Annotated in this window: 20 protein-coding genes; 9 read left to right on the top strand and 11 right to left on the bottom strand. The window is 61.1% G+C overall.

Annotated elements, in window-relative coordinates; all coding sequences use genetic code 11:
* Nucleotides 1–200: 200 nt before the first annotated feature.
* Nucleotides 201–1109 (bottom strand): flagellin, encoded by a 909-nt coding sequence (locus CO670_RS00755; RefSeq protein ID WP_088674927.1) that lies wholly within the window; start codon nucleotides 1107–1109, stop codon nucleotides 201–203.
* 386 nt (nucleotides 1110–1495) lie between these two features.
* On the opposite strand from CO670_RS00755, the gene CO670_RS00750 reads away from it, so the two are divergent.
* Nucleotides 1496–3517, top strand: coding sequence for a beta-N-acetylhexosaminidase (locus tag CO670_RS00750; RefSeq protein ID WP_097588515.1), 2022 nt, complete (start codon nucleotides 1496–1498; stop codon nucleotides 3515–3517).
* A gap of 40 nt (nucleotides 3518–3557) precedes the next feature.
* On the opposite strand, the gene CO670_RS00745 is transcribed toward CO670_RS00750, so the two are convergent.
* Nucleotides 3558–4298, bottom strand: a complete 741-nt coding sequence (locus CO670_RS00745) for an AraC family transcriptional regulator (RefSeq protein WP_097588730.1) — start codon at nucleotides 4296–4298, stop codon at nucleotides 3558–3560.
* Nucleotides 4299–4575: 277 nt separating this feature from the next.
* Between CO670_RS00745 and CO670_RS00740 the strand changes: the two genes are divergently transcribed.
* Complete coding sequence (locus CO670_RS00740) at nucleotides 4576–5490, top strand: DMT family transporter (RefSeq protein ID WP_097588514.1); 915 nt, start codon at nucleotides 4576–4578, stop codon at nucleotides 5488–5490.
* Nucleotides 5491–5527: 37 nt separating this feature from the next.
* Here CO670_RS00740 and CO670_RS00735 read toward each other — a convergent pair whose 3' ends face one another.
* Complete coding sequence (locus tag CO670_RS00735; RefSeq protein WP_176538844.1) at nucleotides 5528–6481, bottom strand: DMT family transporter; 954 nt, start codon at nucleotides 6479–6481, stop codon at nucleotides 5528–5530.
* Between the two features lie 207 nt (nucleotides 6482–6688).
* On the bottom strand, nucleotides 6689–7651 hold the full coding sequence (locus CO670_RS00730; RefSeq protein ID WP_097588512.1) for a LysR family transcriptional regulator: 963 nt from the start codon (nucleotides 7649–7651) through the stop codon (nucleotides 6689–6691).
* Between the two features lie 116 nt (nucleotides 7652–7767).
* Between CO670_RS00730 and CO670_RS00725 the strand changes: the two genes are divergently transcribed.
* Nucleotides 7768–8907, top strand: coding sequence for an aminotransferase class V-fold PLP-dependent enzyme (locus CO670_RS00725; protein WP_097588511.1), 1140 nt, complete (start codon nucleotides 7768–7770; stop codon nucleotides 8905–8907).
* Between the two features lie 56 nt (nucleotides 8908–8963).
* Here the strand turns inward: CO670_RS00725 and CO670_RS00720 are convergent, their stop codons facing one another.
* The 5 genes from CO670_RS00720 to CO670_RS00700 all read right to left on the bottom strand — a co-directional run bounded on the left by CO670_RS00720 (nucleotide 8964) and on the right by CO670_RS00700 (nucleotide 13553).
* Nucleotides 8964–10166, bottom strand: a complete 1203-nt coding sequence (locus CO670_RS00720) for an ROK family transcriptional regulator (RefSeq protein WP_097588510.1) — start codon at nucleotides 10164–10166, stop codon at nucleotides 8964–8966.
* 76 nt (nucleotides 10167–10242) lie between these two features.
* Nucleotides 10243–11463 (bottom strand): MFS transporter, encoded by a 1221-nt coding sequence (locus CO670_RS00715; protein ID WP_097588509.1) that lies wholly within the window; start codon nucleotides 11461–11463, stop codon nucleotides 10243–10245.
* Between the two features lie 15 nt (nucleotides 11464–11478).
* The gene (locus tag CO670_RS00710; protein WP_097588508.1) at nucleotides 11479–12255 is read right to left on the bottom strand and encodes an SDR family oxidoreductase; all 777 of its coding nucleotides are present in this window, start codon (nucleotides 12253–12255) and stop codon (nucleotides 11479–11481) included.
* A 25-nt stretch (nucleotides 12256–12280) separates the two neighbouring features.
* A complete protein-coding gene (locus CO670_RS00705) occupies nucleotides 12281–13144 on the bottom strand; it encodes a MurR/RpiR family transcriptional regulator (protein WP_097588507.1) in 864 nt (287 codons plus the stop codon).
* A 22-nt stretch (nucleotides 13145–13166) separates the two neighbouring features.
* Nucleotides 13167–13553 carry a RidA family protein gene (locus CO670_RS00700; RefSeq protein ID WP_088683638.1) on the bottom strand — a complete coding sequence of 129 codons (387 nt, stop codon included), beginning with the start codon at nucleotides 13551–13553 and terminating at the stop codon, nucleotides 13167–13169.
* Between the two features lie 111 nt (nucleotides 13554–13664).
* On the opposite strand from CO670_RS00700, the gene CO670_RS00695 reads away from it, so the two are divergent.
* The 6 genes from CO670_RS00695 (at nucleotide 13665) to CO670_RS00670 (ending at nucleotide 18812) form a co-directional block, all read left to right on the top strand.
* Entirely contained in the window at nucleotides 13665–14147 is a 483-nt protein-coding gene (locus tag CO670_RS00695; protein WP_097588506.1) for a hypothetical protein, read from the top strand.
* A 30-nt stretch (nucleotides 14148–14177) separates the two neighbouring features.
* Nucleotides 14178–15653, top strand: a complete 1476-nt coding sequence (locus tag CO670_RS00690) for a M81 family metallopeptidase (protein WP_097588505.1) — start codon at nucleotides 14178–14180, stop codon at nucleotides 15651–15653.
* Nucleotides 15654–16754, top strand: a complete 1101-nt coding sequence (locus CO670_RS00685; protein WP_097588504.1) for a D-TA family PLP-dependent enzyme — start codon at nucleotides 15654–15656, stop codon at nucleotides 16752–16754. It abuts the gene before it with no gap.
* A 357-nt stretch (nucleotides 16755–17111) separates the two neighbouring features.
* Nucleotides 17112–17714, top strand: a complete 603-nt coding sequence (locus CO670_RS00680; RefSeq protein WP_097588503.1) for a TetR/AcrR family transcriptional regulator — start codon at nucleotides 17112–17114, stop codon at nucleotides 17712–17714.
* Nucleotides 17715–17757: 43 nt separating this feature from the next.
* Nucleotides 17758–18216, top strand: coding sequence for a cupin domain-containing protein (locus CO670_RS00675; protein WP_097588502.1), 459 nt, complete (start codon nucleotides 17758–17760; stop codon nucleotides 18214–18216).
* Between the two features lie 53 nt (nucleotides 18217–18269).
* Complete coding sequence (locus tag CO670_RS00670; RefSeq protein ID WP_176538843.1) at nucleotides 18270–18812, top strand: hypothetical protein; 543 nt, start codon at nucleotides 18270–18272, stop codon at nucleotides 18810–18812.
* Between the two features lie 47 nt (nucleotides 18813–18859).
* Here CO670_RS00670 and CO670_RS00665 read toward each other — a convergent pair whose 3' ends face one another.
* Both CO670_RS00665 and CO670_RS00660 read right to left on the bottom strand, forming a co-directional pair.
* Nucleotides 18860–19474: a cysteine hydrolase gene (locus CO670_RS00665; protein ID WP_097588501.1), complete on the bottom strand. Its 615-nt coding sequence runs from the start codon at nucleotides 19472–19474 to the stop codon at nucleotides 18860–18862.
* Nucleotides 19475–19528: 54 nt separating this feature from the next.
* A complete protein-coding gene (locus CO670_RS00660) occupies nucleotides 19529–20203 on the bottom strand; it encodes a glutathione S-transferase family protein (RefSeq protein WP_097588500.1) in 675 nt (224 codons plus the stop codon).
* Nucleotides 20204–20225 lie beyond the last annotated feature (22 nt).

Here is a 20225-nt window from a genome sequence, read left to right as displayed (position 1 = left end):
TCTTACCGACAATCGGGGGAGGGGCAACCGGTCTTGGAAGGCCCGGGCAGCCGTATTGGCTTGCGGAGAAAAATGCCGGCAGCGGCATTTTCGCCGACAATGCGACCGAGCCTGGCCGGGAGGGCCAGACTCGGTGCTCGATCAGCGAATGTGGTCCGGGCGTGCTATGCGCCCGGCTCCCTTTGCCTCGACCAGTACGATTAGCCGCGGAAGAGCGACAGGATGTTCTGGGACGACGAATTCGCGATCGACAGAGACTGGATCGCAAGCTGCTGCTGGGTTTGCAGCGCGGAAAGCCTGCTCGACTCTTCCTCCATGTCGGCATCGACCAGCCGGCCCACGCCCGAGTCGATCGAGTCGGACAGCGCGCTGACGAAATCTTCCTGCAGTTCGATACGCGTCGAAATCGAACCCAGCTGCGCACCGGCAGAGGTCATCGCCGACAGCGCGGATTCGACTGTCGTCAGCGCCGACTGGATCTGGCCGAGCGTGAAGTCGGTGATATCCATCGAATAGACCGAACCGGTCGCGCCCGACGAAGTGCCGAGGATACCCGAGGAGGTTTCGATCGAACCGCCGCTCATGCCAAACAGGACGTTGCCCATGGAGCCGGTATCCAGAGCATAATCGGTCATTTTAACGGAAACGGCGCCGGAGCCGTCGCGAACGAAGGACGATACCACGCTCTTCGTGCTGCTCTCGCCGGCGACCCAGTTCTCGCCGGAGAACGACGCCGACTGGGCGATACTCATCAGCTGTTCCTGCAACTGGCTGATTTCTTCCTGGACCTTGGATTTGTCGACACCGTCTTCCGTTGCGGCCACCAGCTTGGCCTTGATCTCGTCGACGACGTCGATCGCACTTTCCATTGCCGTGTAAGCCGTATCGACCTTTGCTGCACCGAGGCCAAGGGCGTCGGACACAGCAGAAAGGGCCTTGTTATCGGACCGCATCGTGGTGGCGATCGACCAGTAGGCAGCGTTGTCGGATGCGGTATCGACGCGATAACCGGTGGAAACACTGTTCTGCGTCGATTCGAGGTTGGAATTGATGCTGCGCAGCGTCTGAAGGGCTGCCATCGCCGAATTGTTCGTATTGATGCTCGTCATTGGAAATTCGCCTGTTTCGGAAGTTGGATGTGGTGCATCCCGGGACATCCGGGCCATGGCGAGCAGCCTCATGCTTATCGACCCGTGTTCGGGTAGGTCAATTCGCCATCGTTGAGCAAATTATGGTACTTAAAGGTACCTTAATCGTTAACATGGCGGCGACGACGCGTAATTTGTACGAAAATCGGATGCTCGGTGTCAGGGCTGTTCCGGCTGCCGCCTCAAGGCGAAAGTTATGGAAGCAGGCCGTCGCAAATTCGCGATCGACGGTTGACGCCCCGGCGGGAAACTGACTATCAATATTAAATCAATTTGATTGACATCAAATTCAGCTCCCGCACTCGCGCGGAATGTTCAAGCCTGATTTTCACGAGGAACCAGTGACCATGTCCATACCGCGCCCGAAAGCCCTGCGGCTCGAAACCCTCTGGAACCCGCCGGCCGACGGCAAGGAATTTTCCTATGTCCTGCGCCTCAGGAACCTCGGCACCGAGCCGCTTTCGGATTTTTCTCTCTGCGTGAGCGGCCCGGGCCGCGTCGATCCGGCCGGACGCGTCGAAGGCGCCACCGTCTCGCAGCGGCTGTCGAATTTCACCGAATTCAAACCGCCGGCCAATTTCGTTCTCGGCGCGGGCGAGACGTGGACGATATCGGTCTATGCGCTGAGCTGGCAGTTCCGCCACTGGACGGACGGCGCGACGAGCGGCTATCTCGCGCTCTCCGACGGCGGCACCGTCGTGCTGTCCATCGAGCCGACGCGGTCCTCCGTCAGCAATGCGCCGCTGAAGCGCGGCGCCGAGATCTATCCCGTTCCCGCCAATGCGCCCGTCCAGGTGTCGATCATTCCCTGGCCGAACCGCGTGGCGGTCAGCTCACGCCGGCCGCTGCCCGCCGGTTTTGCGCCGCAGGCGCAGAGCGCCGAAGGGGAAGCGGCCGCCCGGAGCTTCGCAGCGCTGGTGGACCATCTCTTCGCGGTGGAAGGCATCGTGCGCAGTGAAGCGGAAGGCGCCGTTCCGGTTGCCCTGAGGGACGCAGCCGGCATGGGAGCGGAGGCTTATCGGCTGAGCTTCGACGGCGAAACGATCGCCATCGAGGCGCGCAGCCGGACCGGCTTCCTCTACGGCCTCGTGACACTCGGTCAGATCTGGCGCGGTGCGAGGCTGCATCCCGGCGTTTTCCAGTTTCCTGCATCCGGCGAGATCGCCGACGAGCCGTCGATGGGCTGGCGCGGCCTGCATCTCGATGTCGCCCGCCAGTTCTATGGCGCGGCCGAGGTCAAGAAGCTGATTGCGGTTCTGGCCTGGAACAAGCTCAACCGTTTCCACTGGCACCTGTCCGACGACGAAGCCTGGCGCGTGGAAATCGATGCCTATCCCGCTCTGACCGAGATCGGCGCCTGGCGCGGCCACGGCCTTGCGGTGCCGCCGCTGCTGGGGTCAAGCCCGGCGCGAACGGGCGGCTATTACACCAAATCAGTCATCCGCGATATCGTCGCCTATGCAAAAGGCCTTGGCGTGGAAATCGTGCCGGAGATCGACATGCCCGGCCATTGCTACGCCATGCAGCAGGCGATACCGGAGCTGCGTGATCCGGATGAAACCGGCAGCTACTACTCGGTCCAAGGCTTTCCCGACAATTGCATTAACCCGGCCCGCGAGCAGACCTACCAGATCGTCGAGACGATCCTTTCCGAGCTTATCGAACTCTTTCCGTTCAAGACGATCCATCTCGGCGCCGACGAAGTTCCCCTCGGCGCCTGGTCGGGCTCGCCGGAAGCGCTTGCGCGTCTGCGCGCCGTCGCCGGCAATGAGGTTGCCGATGCCCACGCCAAACGGCTGAACGTCGTCACCAACACTCACGGCGCCGACGATATTCACGGCTCGGGTGCGGCCATCCTGCAGGCGGAGTTCCTGGAGCGGGTGCAGCGCTTCCTGGCGAGCAAGGGCTGCATCACCGGCGGCTGGGAAGAGGCGGCGCACGGCGATGTCATCGACAAATCGAAGAGCTATCTCTGCAGCTGGCGCAATGTCGAGGTCTCGGCCGAACTCGCCGAACGCGGCTATCAGATGGTCGTCTGCCCCGGACAGGTCTATTACCTCGACATGGCGCTGAGGCCCGACTGGGACGAGCCCGGCGCCAGCTGGGCAGGAACCTCGGATGCCGAAAAGCTCTATAATTTCGATCCGGTCGGCGGCTGGACGGCAGCGCAGAAACAAAGACTTCTCGGCATCCAGGCCTGCATCTGGTCCGAACCGATGACCGATCGCGCCGTGTTCGACCGTCTCGTCTTCCCACGTATTTCCGCGCTGGCCGAAACGGGCTGGACGAAGCCGTCCGCCAAGTCGTGGGAGCGCTTCAGAGCCTTGGCGGGATTGATGCCGCTGCTTTACGGGCTGCAGGAGTCTTGAGGGTAAGGCCCGCAGCCGGCTATGGGCTGTTGGGCCGGCTTCACTGTCGCTGCCGGTAGGCAGAGGGTGTGACGCCTGTGCCCAGCTTGAATGCCCGCGTCATGTGGCTCTGGCTGCTGAAGCCGCAGGCCGAAGCGATCTGCGCGATCGGCTCCATGCCTGATAACATCGCTTTGGCGCGCTCGACACGACGGTGCGCCACCCAGCCATTCGGGGACACGCCAAAGCTTGCCCGGAACATCCGCTGAAAATGAAAGGCGCTGAGCTGCCCGATATCAGCCAGATCCTGCAAGCGGATCGTCTCGCCAAGATGAGCCTCGATATAGTCCAGACTTCGGCGCCGCACATGAGGCGCCAGCCCGCCGCTCATCGCGCAGGCACGCATGCCTCCATAACGCGGATCAACGAAAAGATCGACGATCGCCTGCGTCATCGCTTCTTCGGCCAGCAGATGACCGCCCGCCAACATCGCTTCTGTCATCTGCCGAAGCCTCAGCGCCAAGGCGGGTGCATCCGCGAAGGTCACTTCGGGAAGCGCCATGAGCCGCGCATCGCGGTCGAAGGTCTCGGCAAACATCCGGCGCATCTGGTCATCGGGAACATACAGATGGACGAATTCGAAGAAGTCGGTGATTTCCCATTCGGACGAATGCCCCTGCGGCATGATGCACAGCACGCCCGGACGGCCGCGCGCGTCGGGGCCGCCATCCAGCCGACGCGTTCCGGCGCCGCCGCTCAGATAAAGACTGAACGTATGACCGTTCGGCCGCTCATAGCTCATCCTGTCATGCGCGTTGCTCCAGATGGCAGCCGACCGCCCGAAACCCAGATCGATGGACTGCGACATCCGCGCATTGGGAGAGGCTGACAAAAACCTGAAAACCGAGAGGCGGCTATCTTTCACCAATTCTTTCCCACAGCTGGCAACGCGCTGCGAACAATACGGGGGGACGCCCGCCATGGCGAGGGGGAAGTCCGGGCAGATCTATTTCATAGCAAGAATCTGCAAGAGACCGGCTCGCGCTTCGCCTATTCTTGGAGAAAACGAGGATTACTCCATGGCAAATGCCGTTCTTTTCATCGCGACCGTCCTCATATGGGGAACGACCTGGATCGCCATTGCAATGCAGGTCGGTCCCGTGCCGGTCCTGGTCTCGGTGTTTTACAGATTTGCGCTCGCAGCCGTGATCCTCATCGCCGTCCTGGCTGTCATGCGGCGGCTCAAGGTTCCTGCCTTGCGCGATCAACCTTTCATCCTGGCGCAGGCGCTCTGCCTGTTCAGCCTCAATTTCATCTGTTTCTACAACGCCGCCGCCTCGATTCCTTCCGGACTGATCTCGGTGATCTTCTCGCTCGCGACGATCTACAATGCCGTCAATGCACGGCTCTTCTTCGGCGACCGCATTACGGGCCGCACGCTGCTTGCCGCAGCACTCGGCGCAACCGGCCTCCTCCTGCTGTTCGCAGAAGAGGTTACCGTCGATTTCGATATGGGCACGGTGAAAGGGATCGGGCTCGCAGCGCTCGGCACGCTGTTCTTTTCGCTCGGCAATATGGCATCGCGCCGCAACAGCGCGGCCGGAATCTCACCGCTGACCGCCAATGCCTGGGGCATGGCTTATGGCACGATCGTCCTCCTCGTCCTGATTGCCGTGACGCAGACGCCGATCGTGGCGCCATCCGGCATCACCTATCTTGCCGCGCTGCTCTATCTCGCGGCCATCGGATCGGTGATCGGCTTCACCACCTATCTGATGCTGGTATCCCGCATCGGCTCCTCGCGCGCGGCCTACGCCACCGTGCTGTTCCCGATCGTCGCCCTGTCGCTATCGACGGTCGTCGAGGGCTACCACTGGAGCGGCCTGGGCCTGATCGGACTGGCGCTGACGCTTCTCGGCAACGTGATCATCTTTGCGCGGCCTCCGGCGCGCCGCCCGTTGCAGTCAGATGCGAGCCTGCCGGCACGTGGCTGAAGGACGGGTGAAGTGCGCTAAAGCGCGTCGCTATCTCTCAGATGGATCGCGCCGGAATACTACGCAGGGCATTTTCCCTAGCCTCACCAACACGCCCGCCCGATGCCGAACATGTGCCGCCAGCCCTCATCAGCATAGTGCCACCGACGATCAAAATGACCGCCGGGATGTCAGTCCAAAAGACATCCTCATTGAGGAGGATCGCGCCAATCGTCATTCCGACGACGGGGATCAGATAATTGACCGCCGACATGAATGCAGCATTCGCCCGCTTCGACAACTCCAGCATCGATATCCAGCCCAGCGCGGTACAGATGATTCCGAGCGCAACGCAGGAATAGATCACGTCCAAAGGCATCTGCGTGGCGAAATCCGGCAAATTGATAAATGGGATCAGGGAAACCGCCGCAACAAGCAAGCTCAAGGCCGCGGTGCCAAGCTGGTTCGCCGGGCGGAAAAAGCGAACGGCGACGATGCTGATGGCAATGCATATGGAGGCGAGCGTCAACGCGCCCAAGCCATAGACCATACCTGCGTCTAGACTGATGGTTCCACGCGTATAGACGATTACAAAAACCCCGCCAAAGCCGCTCGCCATACCAAGGACGGCGCGCGACGTCAGCTTTTCGTTCTCCAGGCACATATGCGCGACGATTGCCGCAAACAGCGGCGTAAGAGCCATCATAACCGAAGCAAGGCCGCTCGGGACAGTTTTCTGTCCGAGCGTAATGAGGCCGTTCGGAAGCGAATTCCCGATCAGCGCAAAAACCAGAATTGGCTTCCAGTCGCGCAATAGCCAGCGATACCCTCTCACTGCAAAAGCGGCCCAGGCAAGGAGCGCCAGCGCTCCAATGCCGAGCCGCAGGAAGGTAACGGTGCCGGCAGACATCGTTGCCAGCGCCACAGTCGTCAGACTGTAGGCGCTGCCTCTGCAAAGAGCGAAAACTCCGAGGAGGAATATGCTGCTTCCTGTCGACTGATCTGGTTTCATCGCCTGTAGCCAATGGTTGAAGCCGTTGCCCGCTCCTGTGCAGCGATGGGACCGCGAGCCCGCGCGAATATGTTCGCAGGGATCGTGGGGTTCTGTGTTTCGTGAAGCGCGCGAAGGAGCCGAAGCGGTCTTAGCCCGGCTGAGAGCATGACACCAAATCAATATCGCAATAATTTGAATGAGCAGCATTCATAGCGAATGCCCGGATTATTGCCGGCTCTCTTCACCAGGACTTTTCCCTCCGGCGGCGTCCTTTCGAATTTGCCGATCGGCATAGATTTCCTCAATCAAACCCTTGAACCAGATCGTTGCCGGGTCGGTGGCCATCTGCCAATGGATGATGAGAGATATGGGCATCGATGGGAGAGTGAGAGGCGCCTTTACCATGCTCACTTCGCTGGTTTCGTCCAGAAGCGAGAGAACGCTATCGGCGCAATGGATAATGAGGTCCGATCCTCGCAGAACCCAGGGAATAACCATATAGTTGGGAATCGTCGCCACGACGTTCCGTTGAAACCCCATGTCGCGGAGCACTTTGTCGGCGAGACCTTCCGATGAGCCGTCGGCGGAAATCTGGACGTGCGCGGCTTCCAGGTATCTCTCCAGCGTGAGGGGTCGGCGGAGCAGTTCGCTGCCGCTCCATATCGCACAGGCCAGTTCGTCTCGACCGACTTCAGATACCAGCAGGTTTTGATCGTGCCGGTCGAAATTGACGATTGTCGCGCAATCCAATTTTCGGGTGAGGATCAGTCGACCGACCTCCTCCTTCGACGTCGGTATGACATTGAGAGCGGCATGCGGAGCTTCGGCCCGAAAGCGTTTTATCAGATGCGGGATGACCATCGCTCCGTGATAGTCGAGAAGCCCCACCCGAAAGACGCGCCTGGTTTGAGCCGGTACGAACCGCTGATAGCGATCTATCGTCGCCCGGATATTTGCAAGTGCGTCCGAGATTTCGGCTGACAATTCAATCGCGCGCGGCGTAGGCTTCATCGATCCGCCGTCGCGGAAAAACAGCTTGTCGTTGAACAAGGCGCGCAGCTTGCCAAGCGAATGGCTGACCGCGGACTGCGTGCGCCCGAGGCGCTCCGCCGCAATCGTCACGTTGCCTTCGCGCATCAGCACGTCGAATACGCGGAGAAGATTCAGATCGATCGCGCTGAAATTCACATACCCATTCCACTATGAATCAAATTCATTTTTTTCATTATCATATCGAATTTGATTCATCCATTCACGGTTCGTAAAATGGGCGACAGATCAGATGGATGGAGTTCTGAAGCGATATGATGGACGATCAGAAACTTGACGCGATACGCAGCGATATCCCGCTCCTGAAGAATGGCATCTATGTCGACAACGCAGCCGTATCGCCGGTCCCGGGACGGGTTCGGTCGGCCAGCGAGCATTACAACACAATCATTGCCGAGCAACTCCGCGACGCCAAGGAAATTTCGAAGCCGTATTTCGATAAAGGTCGTGCGCTTGCCGCAAAACTTGTGGGCTCGTCATCGCAAAACATCGCTTATGTTCAAAATACTGCCCATGGTCTCTCGCTTGTCGCCCTCGGCATCGACTGGCGGCCGGGAGACAATCTGGTCGTGTGCGCGCATGAATTCCCATCGAACTATCTCTGCTGGGTCCAGCTGGCCGCGATGGGCGTGGAGGTTCGCAAGATTCTTTCTCCTGACGGCAGGCTGGAACCGGAGCTTGTTCAAGAGGCGCTGGATGAGCGCACCCGCGTCGTCGCGGTAAGTCATGTCCAATTCTACAGCGGCTTCCGGGTCGACGTGTCTGCAGTGGGCGAGCTTTGCTCCCGATACGGCGCACTGCTGGTCGTCGATGGCACGCAGTCGATCGGGGCTCTCAATCTCGATGTGGGCGCCGCCGGCGTCGACGTCCTCGTGGTCAGCGCGCATAAATGGCTTATGGGACCGCGTGGCATCGGTTTCGCCAGCTTTTCCGACAGGGCACTCAACGAGATTACCCCCAGGATCGTGGGTTGGCTGAGTGTAGATGATCCCTATGCGTTCAATCGCAGGCTTGATTTTCTGCCCGACGCGCGGCGGTTCGAGCCGGGAACGCCAAATGGATGCGGCATCCTTGGGCTCGCGGAGCGGCTGGCTCAGATCGACGAATTGGGGATCGGTTGGATCGAAAACAGGATCCTTACGTTAAATGAACTGCTCTGCGAACGTGCGCTGCAACATGGAATTCAGCCCGTCTATCAGTTCGAACACCGATCGCGGTCGGGCATCACGCTCTTGCACAAGCCGGGAACAGTCGCCGCCGACATGCATGCATCGCTGGTAGAAAACGGTGTCTATGCGAGCATTCGCAATGGCGCTGTTAGAATATCTCCGCACTACTACAACAGTTTTGAGGAGATGGAACGGATCATCTCCATCATTGCGTCAGCAGATTGAACCATCTTTCGCAGGCCCACGATCCCGGAACCGCACGCACTTCCGGGCGGGGTGCGCTAGCCAACCGGCTTTTGCAGCACGTCGAAGCGCGGATTGGTTTCGGAAAAGATCGGCAGGGCCGCAGCACCCAGGATCGCCGTATCCTTGCCGGTCATGCCGATCATGACGCGGGGCAGCGTCCGCTTCCGGTCGGGATCGATCGGCACGTGCAGCGGTTCCAGCCGCTCGGCAAGCCGGGCCATCAGCGATGTCGATACACTGCCGCCGAGCACCACGGTCTGCGGATCGAAGGCAAGTTCGAGAAAGTCGACGGTCTGGCGCAGCGGCTCGACGGCCTGATCCAGCCAGGCATCCAGGCCTTCGCCGCCTTTGGCGATCAGTGCGTCGAGATCGTCGGGCGAGAGCTCCCGCGCATTCGCAATGCCCATGCATTCGTAAGCGACGCTCGGCGAGAGATAACGATCCAGGCAGCCGCGCTTGCCGCAGCTGCAGAGCTTGCCATGCGGCTCGACGATGATATGCCCGATCTCGCCGGCATTGTTGCGGCTGCCCTTGTAGAGGTGGCCGTCGAGGAACATGCCGGCGCCGATACCGCCTCCGCCGGCGAGAAAAAGATAGACGAAGCTGGCGAAACCGCGGGCGACGCCGTGAAGGCGCTCACCGATCGCCGCCGCCGTCGCATCGTTCTCCACGAGCACCGGCACCTTTGCCCGCTGCTCCAGCTCGTGCCCGACGGGAAAGCCTTGCCAGCCGGGCAGGCTGTGGGGGCTGAGCGAGGTGGTGCCGCCATCGCCGTAGCGGCCGGGCAGGGCCATGCCGACGCCGAGCAGCCTGTTGCGGTCGAAGACGAAGGCATGGTGCAGCTCTTCGACAATCGCTTGCAGCACCGGCATCGCCCGTTGCGGATCGGGATGATCGACATGGCGCTCGATGCGCGCGCAAACGGCGCCCGACAGATCCGTCAGAACACCGCTGGCGCGCTGCCGGCCGAGTTCGAGACCGATCGAATAGGCGCCGCGCGGATTGATGCTGTAGGGAATGATCGGCTGGCCCCGCGCCAGCTTCTGTGCCTCGGCGGGAACCAGAAGGTGCGACCTCTCCAGCTCCTCGACGATATTGGACACGGTCTGGGCGGTCAGCGCCGTCATCCGGGCAATCGCGGCGCGCGACAGAGGACCGTTCGTGCGCACGGCCTCGATCACCACACGGCGGTTGTGAGACTTGGCCTGCTCGAGATTCGTGCCGGAGATCGCCTTCATGTCGCCTTCAAAGGAAATGCAGTCTCACCCTTGTCACAAGACGAACATGGATGAAAGCCACATTCTGCGTCACGTCCTATTTGCCGGCGACCTCGGCTCGATGGGTCTTGCGTCTCTGCAGGAAGCCGAGGATCGTGATCCCCGACAGGCCGGTGACGGCGCTGAGGACGGCGGTGCCGGAATAGCCTGTCACAGAAGTGCCGGCGGCAAAGACCAGCGCGCCGATCCCCGCACTCGCAAAGATATTGACGGAGATCAGCGCGCTGCCGAGCCCCGGCCGATCGGCAATGAGATCCTGCAGATAGGTGATCGGAATGCTGATGATCGCCGCCGCACCGATACCGGCGAGCAGGGTCAGCGTATAGAGGTGCCACGGCTCGGAGGCGAAGCCGAGAAGGCTGAGGAACACGGCATAGACGATGGTGCCGGCGGCAAGCGCCGTCATCTGGCCGGTCTTGCGGGCAATCCGCGACCAGACGATGATGAAGACCACTTCCAGCAATGCGACGATGCCGACGAGAATGCCGACATCGCTGAGCGCCCCATGCGCCGCGCCGGTGGCGATCAGCGGCAGGAGGGCATCGTTGAGATGGAGCGTGCTGGTGATGAGCGCCACCCCGAGGATATGCGCCGAAATTCGCGGCGAAACCACCTGGCGAAGCGCGCCGAGATAGGTGAGATGATGGGTGGCGGCCATCTCCGTTCCCGCGCGTCTCGGCAGGGCGAAGAGGATGATGCCCTGGCATATCAGGCACGAGATGGCGGCGAAAAGATAGGCCGGCAGCATGCTCGACGCACCGGAGAGCACAAGGCCGGTAACGCCTGGGATCAGCACCCAGGAAAGCGAAATCATCGCGCGCACGCCTGAATTGGCCGTCACCATGTCGCTTCGGTTCATGCCCTGCATCGCCGCACGCGCATTGGCAAACAGCAGCGAATTCAGCGCCCCGTAGATCGGCAGCGGCAGCAGCCCGCTGACGATGAAGACTGCCGCTGTGGGAAAGGCGTAGACCATGCCGTAACCGACGATGCCGAAGACGCAGGCGCCGATCATCGCCGAACGGTATTCGCCGAGCCGGTCAGCGAGATTGCCGAGCAGGACGCTGACGACGACATTCACCGCCGCCGAGGCAAAGCTCAGGACGGAATAGAGACCGTCGCTCAGCCCCAGTTCGCGGATACCCACGATCGACCGATAGGGCGCGGTCATCGCCCCCGCCATTCCGAAGGTGAAAATGGCGATCATACTGGCGCGGATCGCCGGATTGCGGAAGACGTCGGGAAAAAGGCGGCTCATGCGGTCATGTGAGTTTCAGTAGTGTTCCGATTGGGAGAAAGTCCGCGCAAGCTCGGCCTGGCCAGCCGTGAGGCCGCAATCGACGGGCAGGCAGACGCCCGTGATGGCTGCGGCGAGCGGGCCAGAAAGGAAGGCTACGGCGTTGGCGACATCCTTGGGATCGACGACGCGCTGCAGCGGATACCAGCGGCGCGCCTCCTCGAACACGTTCGGATTGGCACTCGCGCGCGCTTCCCAGGCCTGCGTCTTCACCGTGCCGGGTGCGACGGCGTTGGAGCGGATGCCGAACTTGCCGTATTCCACGGCGACCAGCCGGGTGAAGTGCAGAAGGCCGGCCTTGGCGGCGCTATAGGCGGGATGTCCGAAGACATTCATGCCGTTGACCGAGGCGATGTTGACGACGGAGCCCTTGGAAGCCTTCAGCATCGGCTCGAAGGCGCGGAAACATAAGAATGCCGCTTCGAGATTGAGCGCATTGTCGGCCCGCCAGATCTCGGGCGTCGTATCGTGCAGGCTGGTCGCGCGGGCGGCACCAGCATTGTTGACGAGAGTTCGGACCACGCCGCTGCCGGCAGCGCGTTCTGCCAATTCGGCAATGCTCGCCTCGCTGGTCACGTCGCATCCGACGGCCACGAAACGATTTTCCGGACCGAGCTTCGAAGCCACGGCGGCGGCGGCAGCCGCATCGATGTCGGCAAGCAGCACGACATCATGGTCATCGGAAAGCCGCGCGGCAATCGCCGCGCCGATGTCGCCCGCGGCACCCGTCACGATGGCGATCGATTGGGTCATTTATTGTCGCTCCCGTTCATGGACATCAATCTCCAAGCAATTGCCGGTCATCGCCGTCCCGATGAAGGACGAGCTGTTGCTTGATGCGCCGCAGCGTCACGGTCGCCTTTGGCTGGACGGCGTATGCGACCAGGCTCGACAGGATATCAACCATCGCGATGTAGGCGATGCGCGTGGAAGTCGGGCGATAGATATTGTTGCCCTCGGGAAGATCGATCGGCACGACGATTTCGGCCGCCTTGGCGACCGGGCTCTCCGTCTGGGTCAGGGCGATCGTCTTCACCTTGGTGTCGCGGGCAAGCTCGAAAGCCCGCACCAGCTCCATATTGCGCCCGGAGAAGGATGAGCCGATCAGCACGTCGCCCGGCTTTGCCGCGGCCGCCATCATCAGCTGCATGCTGTGGTCGGAACTTGCGGTGATGCGCAGCCCGAGGCGGAAGAGGCGGTTCTGCAGCTCGTCGGCGATCATCGACGAATTGCCGCCGGAGCCGAAGGCATAGATCATATCGGCCTTGGCAATATGGGAAACGGCGGCCTGGATCGCGGCAAGATCGAGCGACCGATGCAGGAGGAAGAGCGCGTTCTGAGCCTTGGTGATGATATCCTGGGCGACATCGGCCGGATCGGTGCTTTTCGATTCCGGTTTCAGATAGCGCACGCCGATATGGGCGGTCCGGGCGAGCTGCACCTTGAAGTCGGAAAAGCTTTCGCAGCCGAGCCGCCGGCAAAAGCGCGTGACGGTCGGCGGCGAGACCTCGGCACGTTCCGCAAGCTCGATGATCGAGGCATTCACGGCAAATTCGAAGTCGTTGACGATGATCTCCGCGATGCGGCTTTCGGAGGGGGAGAGCCGGCCTTTGTCTTCCTGCAATGTCGAAAAAATATCCAAAGTCGCTCCCCCGATGGCTCCGTCAATCCTTCTTCTTATAGGCCACGCAGTCGATCTCAACCTTGCAATCGACCATCATCGACGATTGCACACAGGCACGCGCCGGCGGATGCTCGCCGAAATACTCCTGATAGATCTTGTTGAAAGTCCAGAAATCGCGCGGATCGTCCAGCCAGACGCCGACGCGCACGACGTCCTCGACGCCGTATCCGGCCTCTTCGAGGATATCAAGAACATTGGCGATCGTCTTGTGGGTCTGGGCGATGATGTTGCCGTCGATGATCTCGCCATCTTCCATTGCAACCTGTCCGGAAACATAAAGCCATCCGTCGGCTTCGACCGCGCGCGCGAAAGGCAGCGCCTTGCCGCCGGCGCCGGTTTGAACAGAGCCATAGCGCTTGATAGGCATTTCCAAGTCCTTGCAAATTATTTTCTTGAGAAGTTGACAAATGACCATAGAAAGCGGAATTTGACCAGTGAAAAACGTATTTTATGAAAAGAATTTCAATCCGGGGCCAGCATGCGCGATCCTTTCCAGAATCCCTTCCCGTCCGACAGCGCCCGCCACGCCATCTGGGAAATGCTCGTTCCCCGCGATATCGATGCCTTTCTGGCCGCCGATTGGTCGATGGTGGAGCATGACTTCGTGGAAGAGGGCTTCATCGGCATCGACGGCCGGAAGGAAGTCAGCCCCGACAAGTGGCGCCTGGCCTTCCCGACGCTCTCGGCCTATCGCCAGGAGTGGCTGAGGCAGGCTAAGGATTTCGCCGAACAGAGTTTCGCGGAAGATCCGCGCACCGCGATCTTCACCACGACGACGCTTGAGGATATCGAGATCGAAGGTGACATGGCGCTCGTCCGCAAGAAATTCGACGGCGGCATTACCAAATCCGACGGCACCCGGGACGTCCTGCAATGGCAGACGCTCTATTATTGCAGGCTTCACCAAGGACGCTGGAAGATCTCAGGTTTCACCGGCTACCTGCCGAACCCCATGGGTTGACGCGGAGCCGATCAGAAGAAGGCCACTTTCTTGCGCATTTTCACGGCAGCACTGGCGACCGAAACCAACACATTCTCCCCGATCTGCGTGGATCGCCGCGCATTCGAAGCTTCGCTCTATGCGCCGCCCGGCCAGCATCCCGAAACGCCGACGCTCTGCACCGCGCCGATCACCGTCGGCAGGCGCGTCGCAAAAGAAAAGGGATGGGAACTGATCGAGGGAACGGCCACCTGGGCCGACCCGGCAGGCCTCGTCAACCGGACGACCTACGAGGAACTGCGTGACGAAATCCTCGGCCAGCTCCGTGCGGCAATGCCTGTCGATGCCGTCGTCATGGGTCTGCACGGCGCCATGGTGGCCGCCGGATACGAGGATACGGAAGGCGATCTTCTCCAGCGCATGCGCGAGATCGTCGGCCCTGACGTCCTCATCTGCGCCGAGCTCGATCCGCACAGCCACCTCACGGCAAAACGCGTCGCGGCACTCGATTTCGCCGTCTATTTCAAGGAATTCCCGCATACCGACTTCGTCGACCGCGCCGAGGATCTCTGGCGCATCGCGGTCGACGCGCTGGAGGGTCGGGTCAAGCCTCGCATCTCGGTGTTCGACTGCCGCATGATCGACGTCTTCCCGACATCGCGCGAGCCGATGCGCTCCTTCGTCGACAAGATCATGCAGATCGAGAAGGATGATCCGGATATTCTGTCGATCTCCGTGATCCACGGCTTCATGGTCGGCGACGTTCCCGAAATGGGAACGAAACTGCTCATCGTCACCGACGACAAGCCGGAAAAGGGCGCGGCTCTGGCGCGCGAACTCGGCCTCGAACTGTTTTCCAAGCGCGGCACCTTCATGGTTCCGCAGATCGACGAGAGGCAAGCCGTTTCTCGCGCGCTTGCCGCGACCGCATGGCCCGTCGTCATCGCCGACGTCTGGGACAATCCCGGCGGCGGCACCGCAGGCGATGCGACGGTCGTTCTCGGGGAACTCCTGGCCCGCGGCGTCAAAAGTGCCGCGATCGGCACCATCTGGGATCCGATGGCTGTGCAGATTTGTTTTGCGGCGGGTGAGGGAGCGGAGATTCCGCTGCGCTTCGGCGCCAAGTCAGCCCCCGGCACCGGCAACCCCATCGACGGCACAGTGAAGATCGTCAAACTCGTAAAGAATGCCGAGATGCAGTTCGGCGAAAGCCTGGCACCCTTCGGCGATGCCGCGCATATCGTCCTCGACGGCATCGACGTCATTCTCAATTCCACGCGCGCCCAGAGCTTCGATCCGAGCCTCTTTTCGGTGATGGGCCTCGATCCCACCAGGCAGAAGATCCTGGTGATCAAATCCACCAATCACTTCTTCGCGTCCTTCTCGAAGATTGCGGCGGAGATCCTTTACTGCTCCGCCGGAACGCCCTATCCCAATAATCCGGCGACGACGCCATACCGGCGGGCGCCGAAGACCATCTGGCCGATCGTGGCCGATCCACATGGGATAGAACGCGGAGCCGCCTAAATGCCTGATGCCAGCTTCGCCGTCGTTGCCAAGGCAGGTGACAGGATCGCCGATCTCTCGACGCCGCGCCCTGTCATCGACGAGGACCGGCTGGCTGCGAACATCAACCGCGTTCAATCCTATATGGATGAGCACGGCCTGAACTTCCGCCCGCATATCAAGACACACAAGATCCCGGCCTTGGCCGTCGCGCAGGTCGCCGCAGGCGCCAAGGGCATCAATTGCCAGAAGGTCACGGAAGCGGAAGTCTTCGCCGAAGCCGGCTTCGGCGACATTCTGATCACCTTCAACATTCTCGGTCAGCAGAAGCTCGAACGCCTGGCCAGGCTGAACGACAAAATTCCGGCCTTGAAAGTCGTCGCCGACAGCGAAGTGACGGTCGACGGGCTCGCCGCCTATTTCTCCGGCCATAAGCCGCTCATGGTGCTTGTGGAATGCGATACCGGCGCCGGCCGCTGCGGCGTGCAGACGCCGGAGGAGGCGGCCTCGCTCGCCAGGCGCATCACTGCTGCCGACGGCCTCACCTTCGGCGGCATCGTCACCTATCCCAAACCGCAAGCAGCAGCCGCCGTCGAAGCCTTCATCACTGAGACGCTGCAACGCCTGCAATCCGACGGCATAACCTGCCCGATCGTCAGCAATGGCGGAACGCCGAGCCTGTTCGAGGCGCATCTCGTCAAATCCGCCACCGAACACCGCGCCGGCACCTATATCTACAACGACCGCCAGATGGTGCGCATGGGCCATTGCAGCGAGGACGATTGCGCCATGCACGTGCTGGCCACCGTCGTCTCCCGCCCAACCGCCGACCGCGCCGTCATCGATGCCGGCTCGAAGGCGCTGACCTCGGATCTCCAGGGCTTCAGCGATTACGGCCTGATCGTCGGCTATCCCCAGGCGCGGATCACCAGCCTCTCGGAAGAACACGGCGTGATCGATCTTTCCAACTGCACCGGCCCGCGGCCGCAGATCGGCGAAAAACTCTTCATCATTCCGAACCACACCTGCGTGGTGTCCAACCTGTTCGATACGATGGTGTTTCATCGGGGCGGGGTGGTGACCCGCGTCGAGGAGGTCGCGGCCCGCGGTCTCGTCTGGTAGGAACCGGTACTGGTTGAGGGCGAAACTGCCCTGATCGCCGAAGAGCGCATTGGTGAATTGCTGGCTTTTGGCAGGAATGCGGTCGCTGATATTGCGAGACGCGCCGCGCAGCGGATGCCTTCGTGGCCCGAGGATTAGAGCTTTTCCATGGGACAATACTCTTCCCATTGGTTTATGGCCGGGGCTCGGACCTTGGGCGCCACTCTGATGCCGTGGCGATAATCCTTCACTTTCAACGATATCGGTCGCGGGAAAGCCGCTTTAGCAAGCGCGGCGTCATGAGTCCGCGAGAAAGGCATTGACCTGCATCCGAAATGATGTCACTAGTGATGACATGAATACACCAAGAGAGACATAATGTCAGGATCGGCTGATACACGAAAATATTCCTCTCCGCTGAGAGAGCAGCAGGCGCTCGAGACGCGCGAGAGGATTCTGCGCGCAACCCTCGACCTCCTGAACGTCAATCCATTCGGCGACATCTCGATGGATGACGTTGCCAAATCCGCAGGCGTCGAGAGGCGGACGGTTTTCCGGCATTTCGCAACGAAGGAAGCCTTGTTCGACGCATTCTGGATTTTCATCAACGAAGGCATGAACGCGCAGACTTTGCCATCAACGCTCGACGAACTCGTTCACGCGCCGATCGATACGTTTCAGCAGTTCGACAAAAACCAGGGCGTCATACGCGCAAGCATTCACACTCCGGCGGGATACGCCATGCGTATGCGTTCGATTGCAGCACGCCGGAAGGCATTCAAGGAGCGCTTTGGCGCCGCCGATATGGAACCGGCTTCAGAAAACGGGAAGAAGGCCGAGGCTCTTTTCCACCTCCTGTACAGCGCAGGGGCATGGGAAATCCTCAAAGACTACGCCGGCTTAACCGGTCAGGAGGCCGGAGAGGCGGCGTCATGGGCAATGCAGGTCATTTTGAAAGCCGCAAAGCCCGACCCCCAGTGATCGAATAAGTGATCGAGTTAAACCTATTCAAATGGAGAGTGACATGGGCATGGCATACAAGACACAAGAAAGCGCGGAAGCCCTGTGGGTTATCCGCGACAAGGTGCAGTTTATGGGCGAAGTTCCCGAAATGGGCTTGAGCGTCCTTGAGGTGACAGTGCCTCCCGGTTCCGGAACGCCGCCGCACAAACATCAGTCGATAGAGATATTCCGTGTTTTGAGTGGCGAAATCACCTTCACACTCTTTGATTCAGCGCCGCCTACCCAGATCGTCGCACATGCAGGCGACGTTCTCACACTACGCTCCTACCAGCCGCACAATTACGTCAATACCGGCACCCTGCCTGCACAGATGCTGTCGATCGTCGAAAATTCCATGAGCCGATTTTTCCGCGACCTCGGCCACACGGAGGTTCCGCCCGCCGGCCCGCCCTCGAACGAAGAAATCGAGGCTGTGATGGCCGCCTGCCAGCGCCATGGCATCGAAATCCTGAACATATGATGGAGTGCAGCAACCGGAAACCCGGTTGCCCCTCTTTCTCAAAGGTGAAACAAATGCTTTCGCGTATTTTTCTGAGGCTCGGCGCGAGTTGCGGGCTGGTCGGCATGGCGCTTGGCGTCTACATGGCGGCATCCCACGATCACGTTCTCGCGCCTGTTCATGCCCACGTGAACCTTATTGGTTGGGTCGGCATGTTCCTCGCAGGGCTGTTTTACGCCCAACGACCTGATGCTGCAGGCGGCAAGCTTGCCCGTGCCCACCTTGCCTTCACCGTCGCCGGGTTGCTCATCCTCGCGCCCGGCCTTGCCGGCGTACTCCTCGGCTATCCGTTCGGCGAACTCATGGCAGCACTCGGATCAATCCTCACAATTGCAGCGATGGCGCTCTTTGTCGTGGTGGTGTTTCGATCGAAGCCAGCCCCGCATTCCCGCCGGATCACCGACCGGCCCACCATGGATAGGGCGGAAGCAGGCATTCCCTGCTTCCAAAGTGGTCGCCGACAGCAGGTGACGGGAGACGGACTCGCCGCGCATTCTTGTTTGACACGATGGTCATCCAAGACTGCGGCGTCGCAACCCGTGTCGCCCGCTGACTGAACGACGATGCCCAGCGCCACCTCCGTGGCGCCGGGCATCGCACCGGCTTAAGCTTGCGTCATGAATGCCTGCGTCGTGATCGCATTTGCGTAGAAAGGTGCGATGTCGCTCAGGAACGAGGTCTGCTGCTCCCTGGTGAAGGCCGCCGACGCATCGTAGATGACGTTGGTGTGGTAGCCGAGGTCGTGGGCGTTGCGCACGGTCGACTCGACGCACTGCCGCAGGGCGAAGCCCATGACGTAGATGTCGAAAATCCGGTGATTGCGCAGATAGCTGTCGAGCGTGGTGGCGGCAAAGGCGCTGCTGCCGCCGGTGCGCTCGCTGATGACATATTCGCCGTCGCGAGGCTCGAACCCCGGGAAGAAATCGGTCTGCTCGCCGAGGAACGAGCCATAGTCGCGCACCATCTTGCGCAGCCCGTACTTCCCTTCGCCCAGCACCCGGTAGTTGGGTTCGAGCACCATCCTGACATGGATGACCTCGATGTTGCGGCGCCGGGCGTCTTCGAGGACCTTCTTCGAATTGGCAATCGCGGAGTCGATCTGCTCGCGGTCCTGGAACTGGCCGTTGATGCCGCCGGTGGGGGCCAGCCAGTCGTTCTGATATTCGATGAGGATCAGCGCGCTCCTGGCGCCGGCTTCGTGGGATGCGTGGTCGGTCATGATGTTGTTCCTTTGTTTGGATGATGTTCGGGGCGCTCGCCCCTGCGGTCGGCGTCAGGCCGCGAGGAGAGCCTGATGCTGGCGCAGATGCGCGCGGAAACGGTCGGCATAGTCTGCGACCACCGCATTCCTGACGCTCGGGCGCGCCGCCAATGCCGCCCGCCACGCCGAGACACGCGGGAAGCCTTCGAAGATCGCCTGCGACACGGCGGGATCGATGATCGTGAAATAGCGGAAGAGCGGGGCGTAGACCGCATCGACCATGCCGAAGTCGGCGCCGGCGAAATACGGCCCCGCGCCGAGCTCGGCCTCCAGCTTCCGGAGCCGGTCGCGGAACGCGGCCCGCTTGGCGTCCGCGGTCGCCGGATCGGTGGCGTTGAGAAACTGCCAGCCATCGGCCAGGGTCTGCGTGGCGAACTCGATCCACGCGCGCTGCTGGGCGCGCAGCAGCGCATCGTCGGGATACATCGCCGCGCCGCCCTGCGTTTCCTCCAGATACTCGCAGATCACCATGCTTTCGAAGAGGATGGCGTCCTCCTCCTCGGTCTGGTGCACCTTGAGCAGCGGCACCTTGCCGGTCGGCGACAGCGCCAGAAACCAGTCGGGCTTGGCCGAGAGGTCGACGTTGATCCGCTCGAACGGCACGTTCTTCTCGAGAAGGACGATCGCGGCGCGTTGAACGAACGGGCAGAGCGGGTGGCTGATGAGTGTCAGGCGGGGGTCGGGCATGATGGCCTCTCCATGTGGCGGC

The sequence above is a fragment of the Rhizobium sp. J15 genome (assembly GCF_002531825.1).
In the GTDB taxonomy this organism is placed as follows: Bacteria; Pseudomonadota; Alphaproteobacteria; order Rhizobiales; family Rhizobiaceae; genus Rhizobium.
The sequence above is the reverse complement of the archived record's forward strand: the minus strand, read 5'-3'. Positions and strand labels throughout refer to the sequence as shown.

Bases quoted from the DNA above. Each gene is read 5' to 3' on its own strand.
- CO670_RS00755 (WP_088674927.1), bottom strand. From the start codon at position 1,109: ATGACGAGCATCAATACGAACAATTCGGCGATGGCAGCCCTTCAGACG.
- CO670_RS00750 (WP_097588515.1), top strand. From the start codon at position 1,496: ATGTCCATACCGCGCCCGAAAGCCCTGCGGCTCGAAACCCTCTGGAAC.
- CO670_RS00745 (WP_097588730.1), bottom strand. From the start codon at position 4,298: ATGAGCTATGAGCGGCCGAACGGTCATACGTTCAGTCTTTATCTGAGC.
- CO670_RS00740 (WP_097588514.1), top strand. From the start codon at position 4,576: ATGGCAAATGCCGTTCTTTTCATCGCGACCGTCCTCATATGGGGAACG.
- CO670_RS00735 (WP_176538844.1), bottom strand. From the start codon at position 6,481: ATGAAACCAGATCAGTCGACAGGAAGCAGCATATTCCTCCTCGGAGTT.
- CO670_RS00725 (WP_097588511.1), top strand. From the start codon at position 7,768: ATGATGGACGATCAGAAACTTGACGCGATACGCAGCGATATCCCGCTC.
- CO670_RS00720 (WP_097588510.1), bottom strand. From the start codon at position 10,166: ATGAAGGCGATCTCCGGCACGAATCTCGAGCAGGCCAAGTCTCACAAC.
- CO670_RS00715 (WP_097588509.1), bottom strand. From the start codon at position 11,463: ATGAGCCGCCTTTTTCCCGACGTCTTCCGCAATCCGGCGATCCGCGCC.
- CO670_RS00710 (WP_097588508.1), bottom strand. From the start codon at position 12,255: ATGACCCAATCGATCGCCATCGTGACGGGTGCCGCGGGCGACATCGGC.
- CO670_RS00700 (WP_088683638.1), bottom strand. From the start codon at position 13,553: ATGCCTATCAAGCGCTATGGCTCTGTTCAAACCGGCGCCGGCGGCAAG.
- CO670_RS00695 (WP_097588506.1), top strand. From the start codon at position 13,665: ATGCGCGATCCTTTCCAGAATCCCTTCCCGTCCGACAGCGCCCGCCAC.
- CO670_RS00685 (WP_097588504.1), top strand. From the start codon at position 15,654: ATGCCTGATGCCAGCTTCGCCGTCGTTGCCAAGGCAGGTGACAGGATC.
- CO670_RS00680 (WP_097588503.1), top strand. From the start codon at position 17,112: ATGTCAGGATCGGCTGATACACGAAAATATTCCTCTCCGCTGAGAGAG.
- CO670_RS00675 (WP_097588502.1), top strand. From the start codon at position 17,758: ATGGGCATGGCATACAAGACACAAGAAAGCGCGGAAGCCCTGTGGGTT.
- CO670_RS00670 (WP_176538843.1), top strand. From the start codon at position 18,270: ATGCTTTCGCGTATTTTTCTGAGGCTCGGCGCGAGTTGCGGGCTGGTC.
- CO670_RS00665 (WP_097588501.1), bottom strand. From the start codon at position 19,474: ATGACCGACCACGCATCCCACGAAGCCGGCGCCAGGAGCGCGCTGATC.
- CO670_RS00660 (WP_097588500.1), bottom strand. From the start codon at position 20,203: ATGCCCGACCCCCGCCTGACACTCATCAGCCACCCGCTCTGCCCGTTC.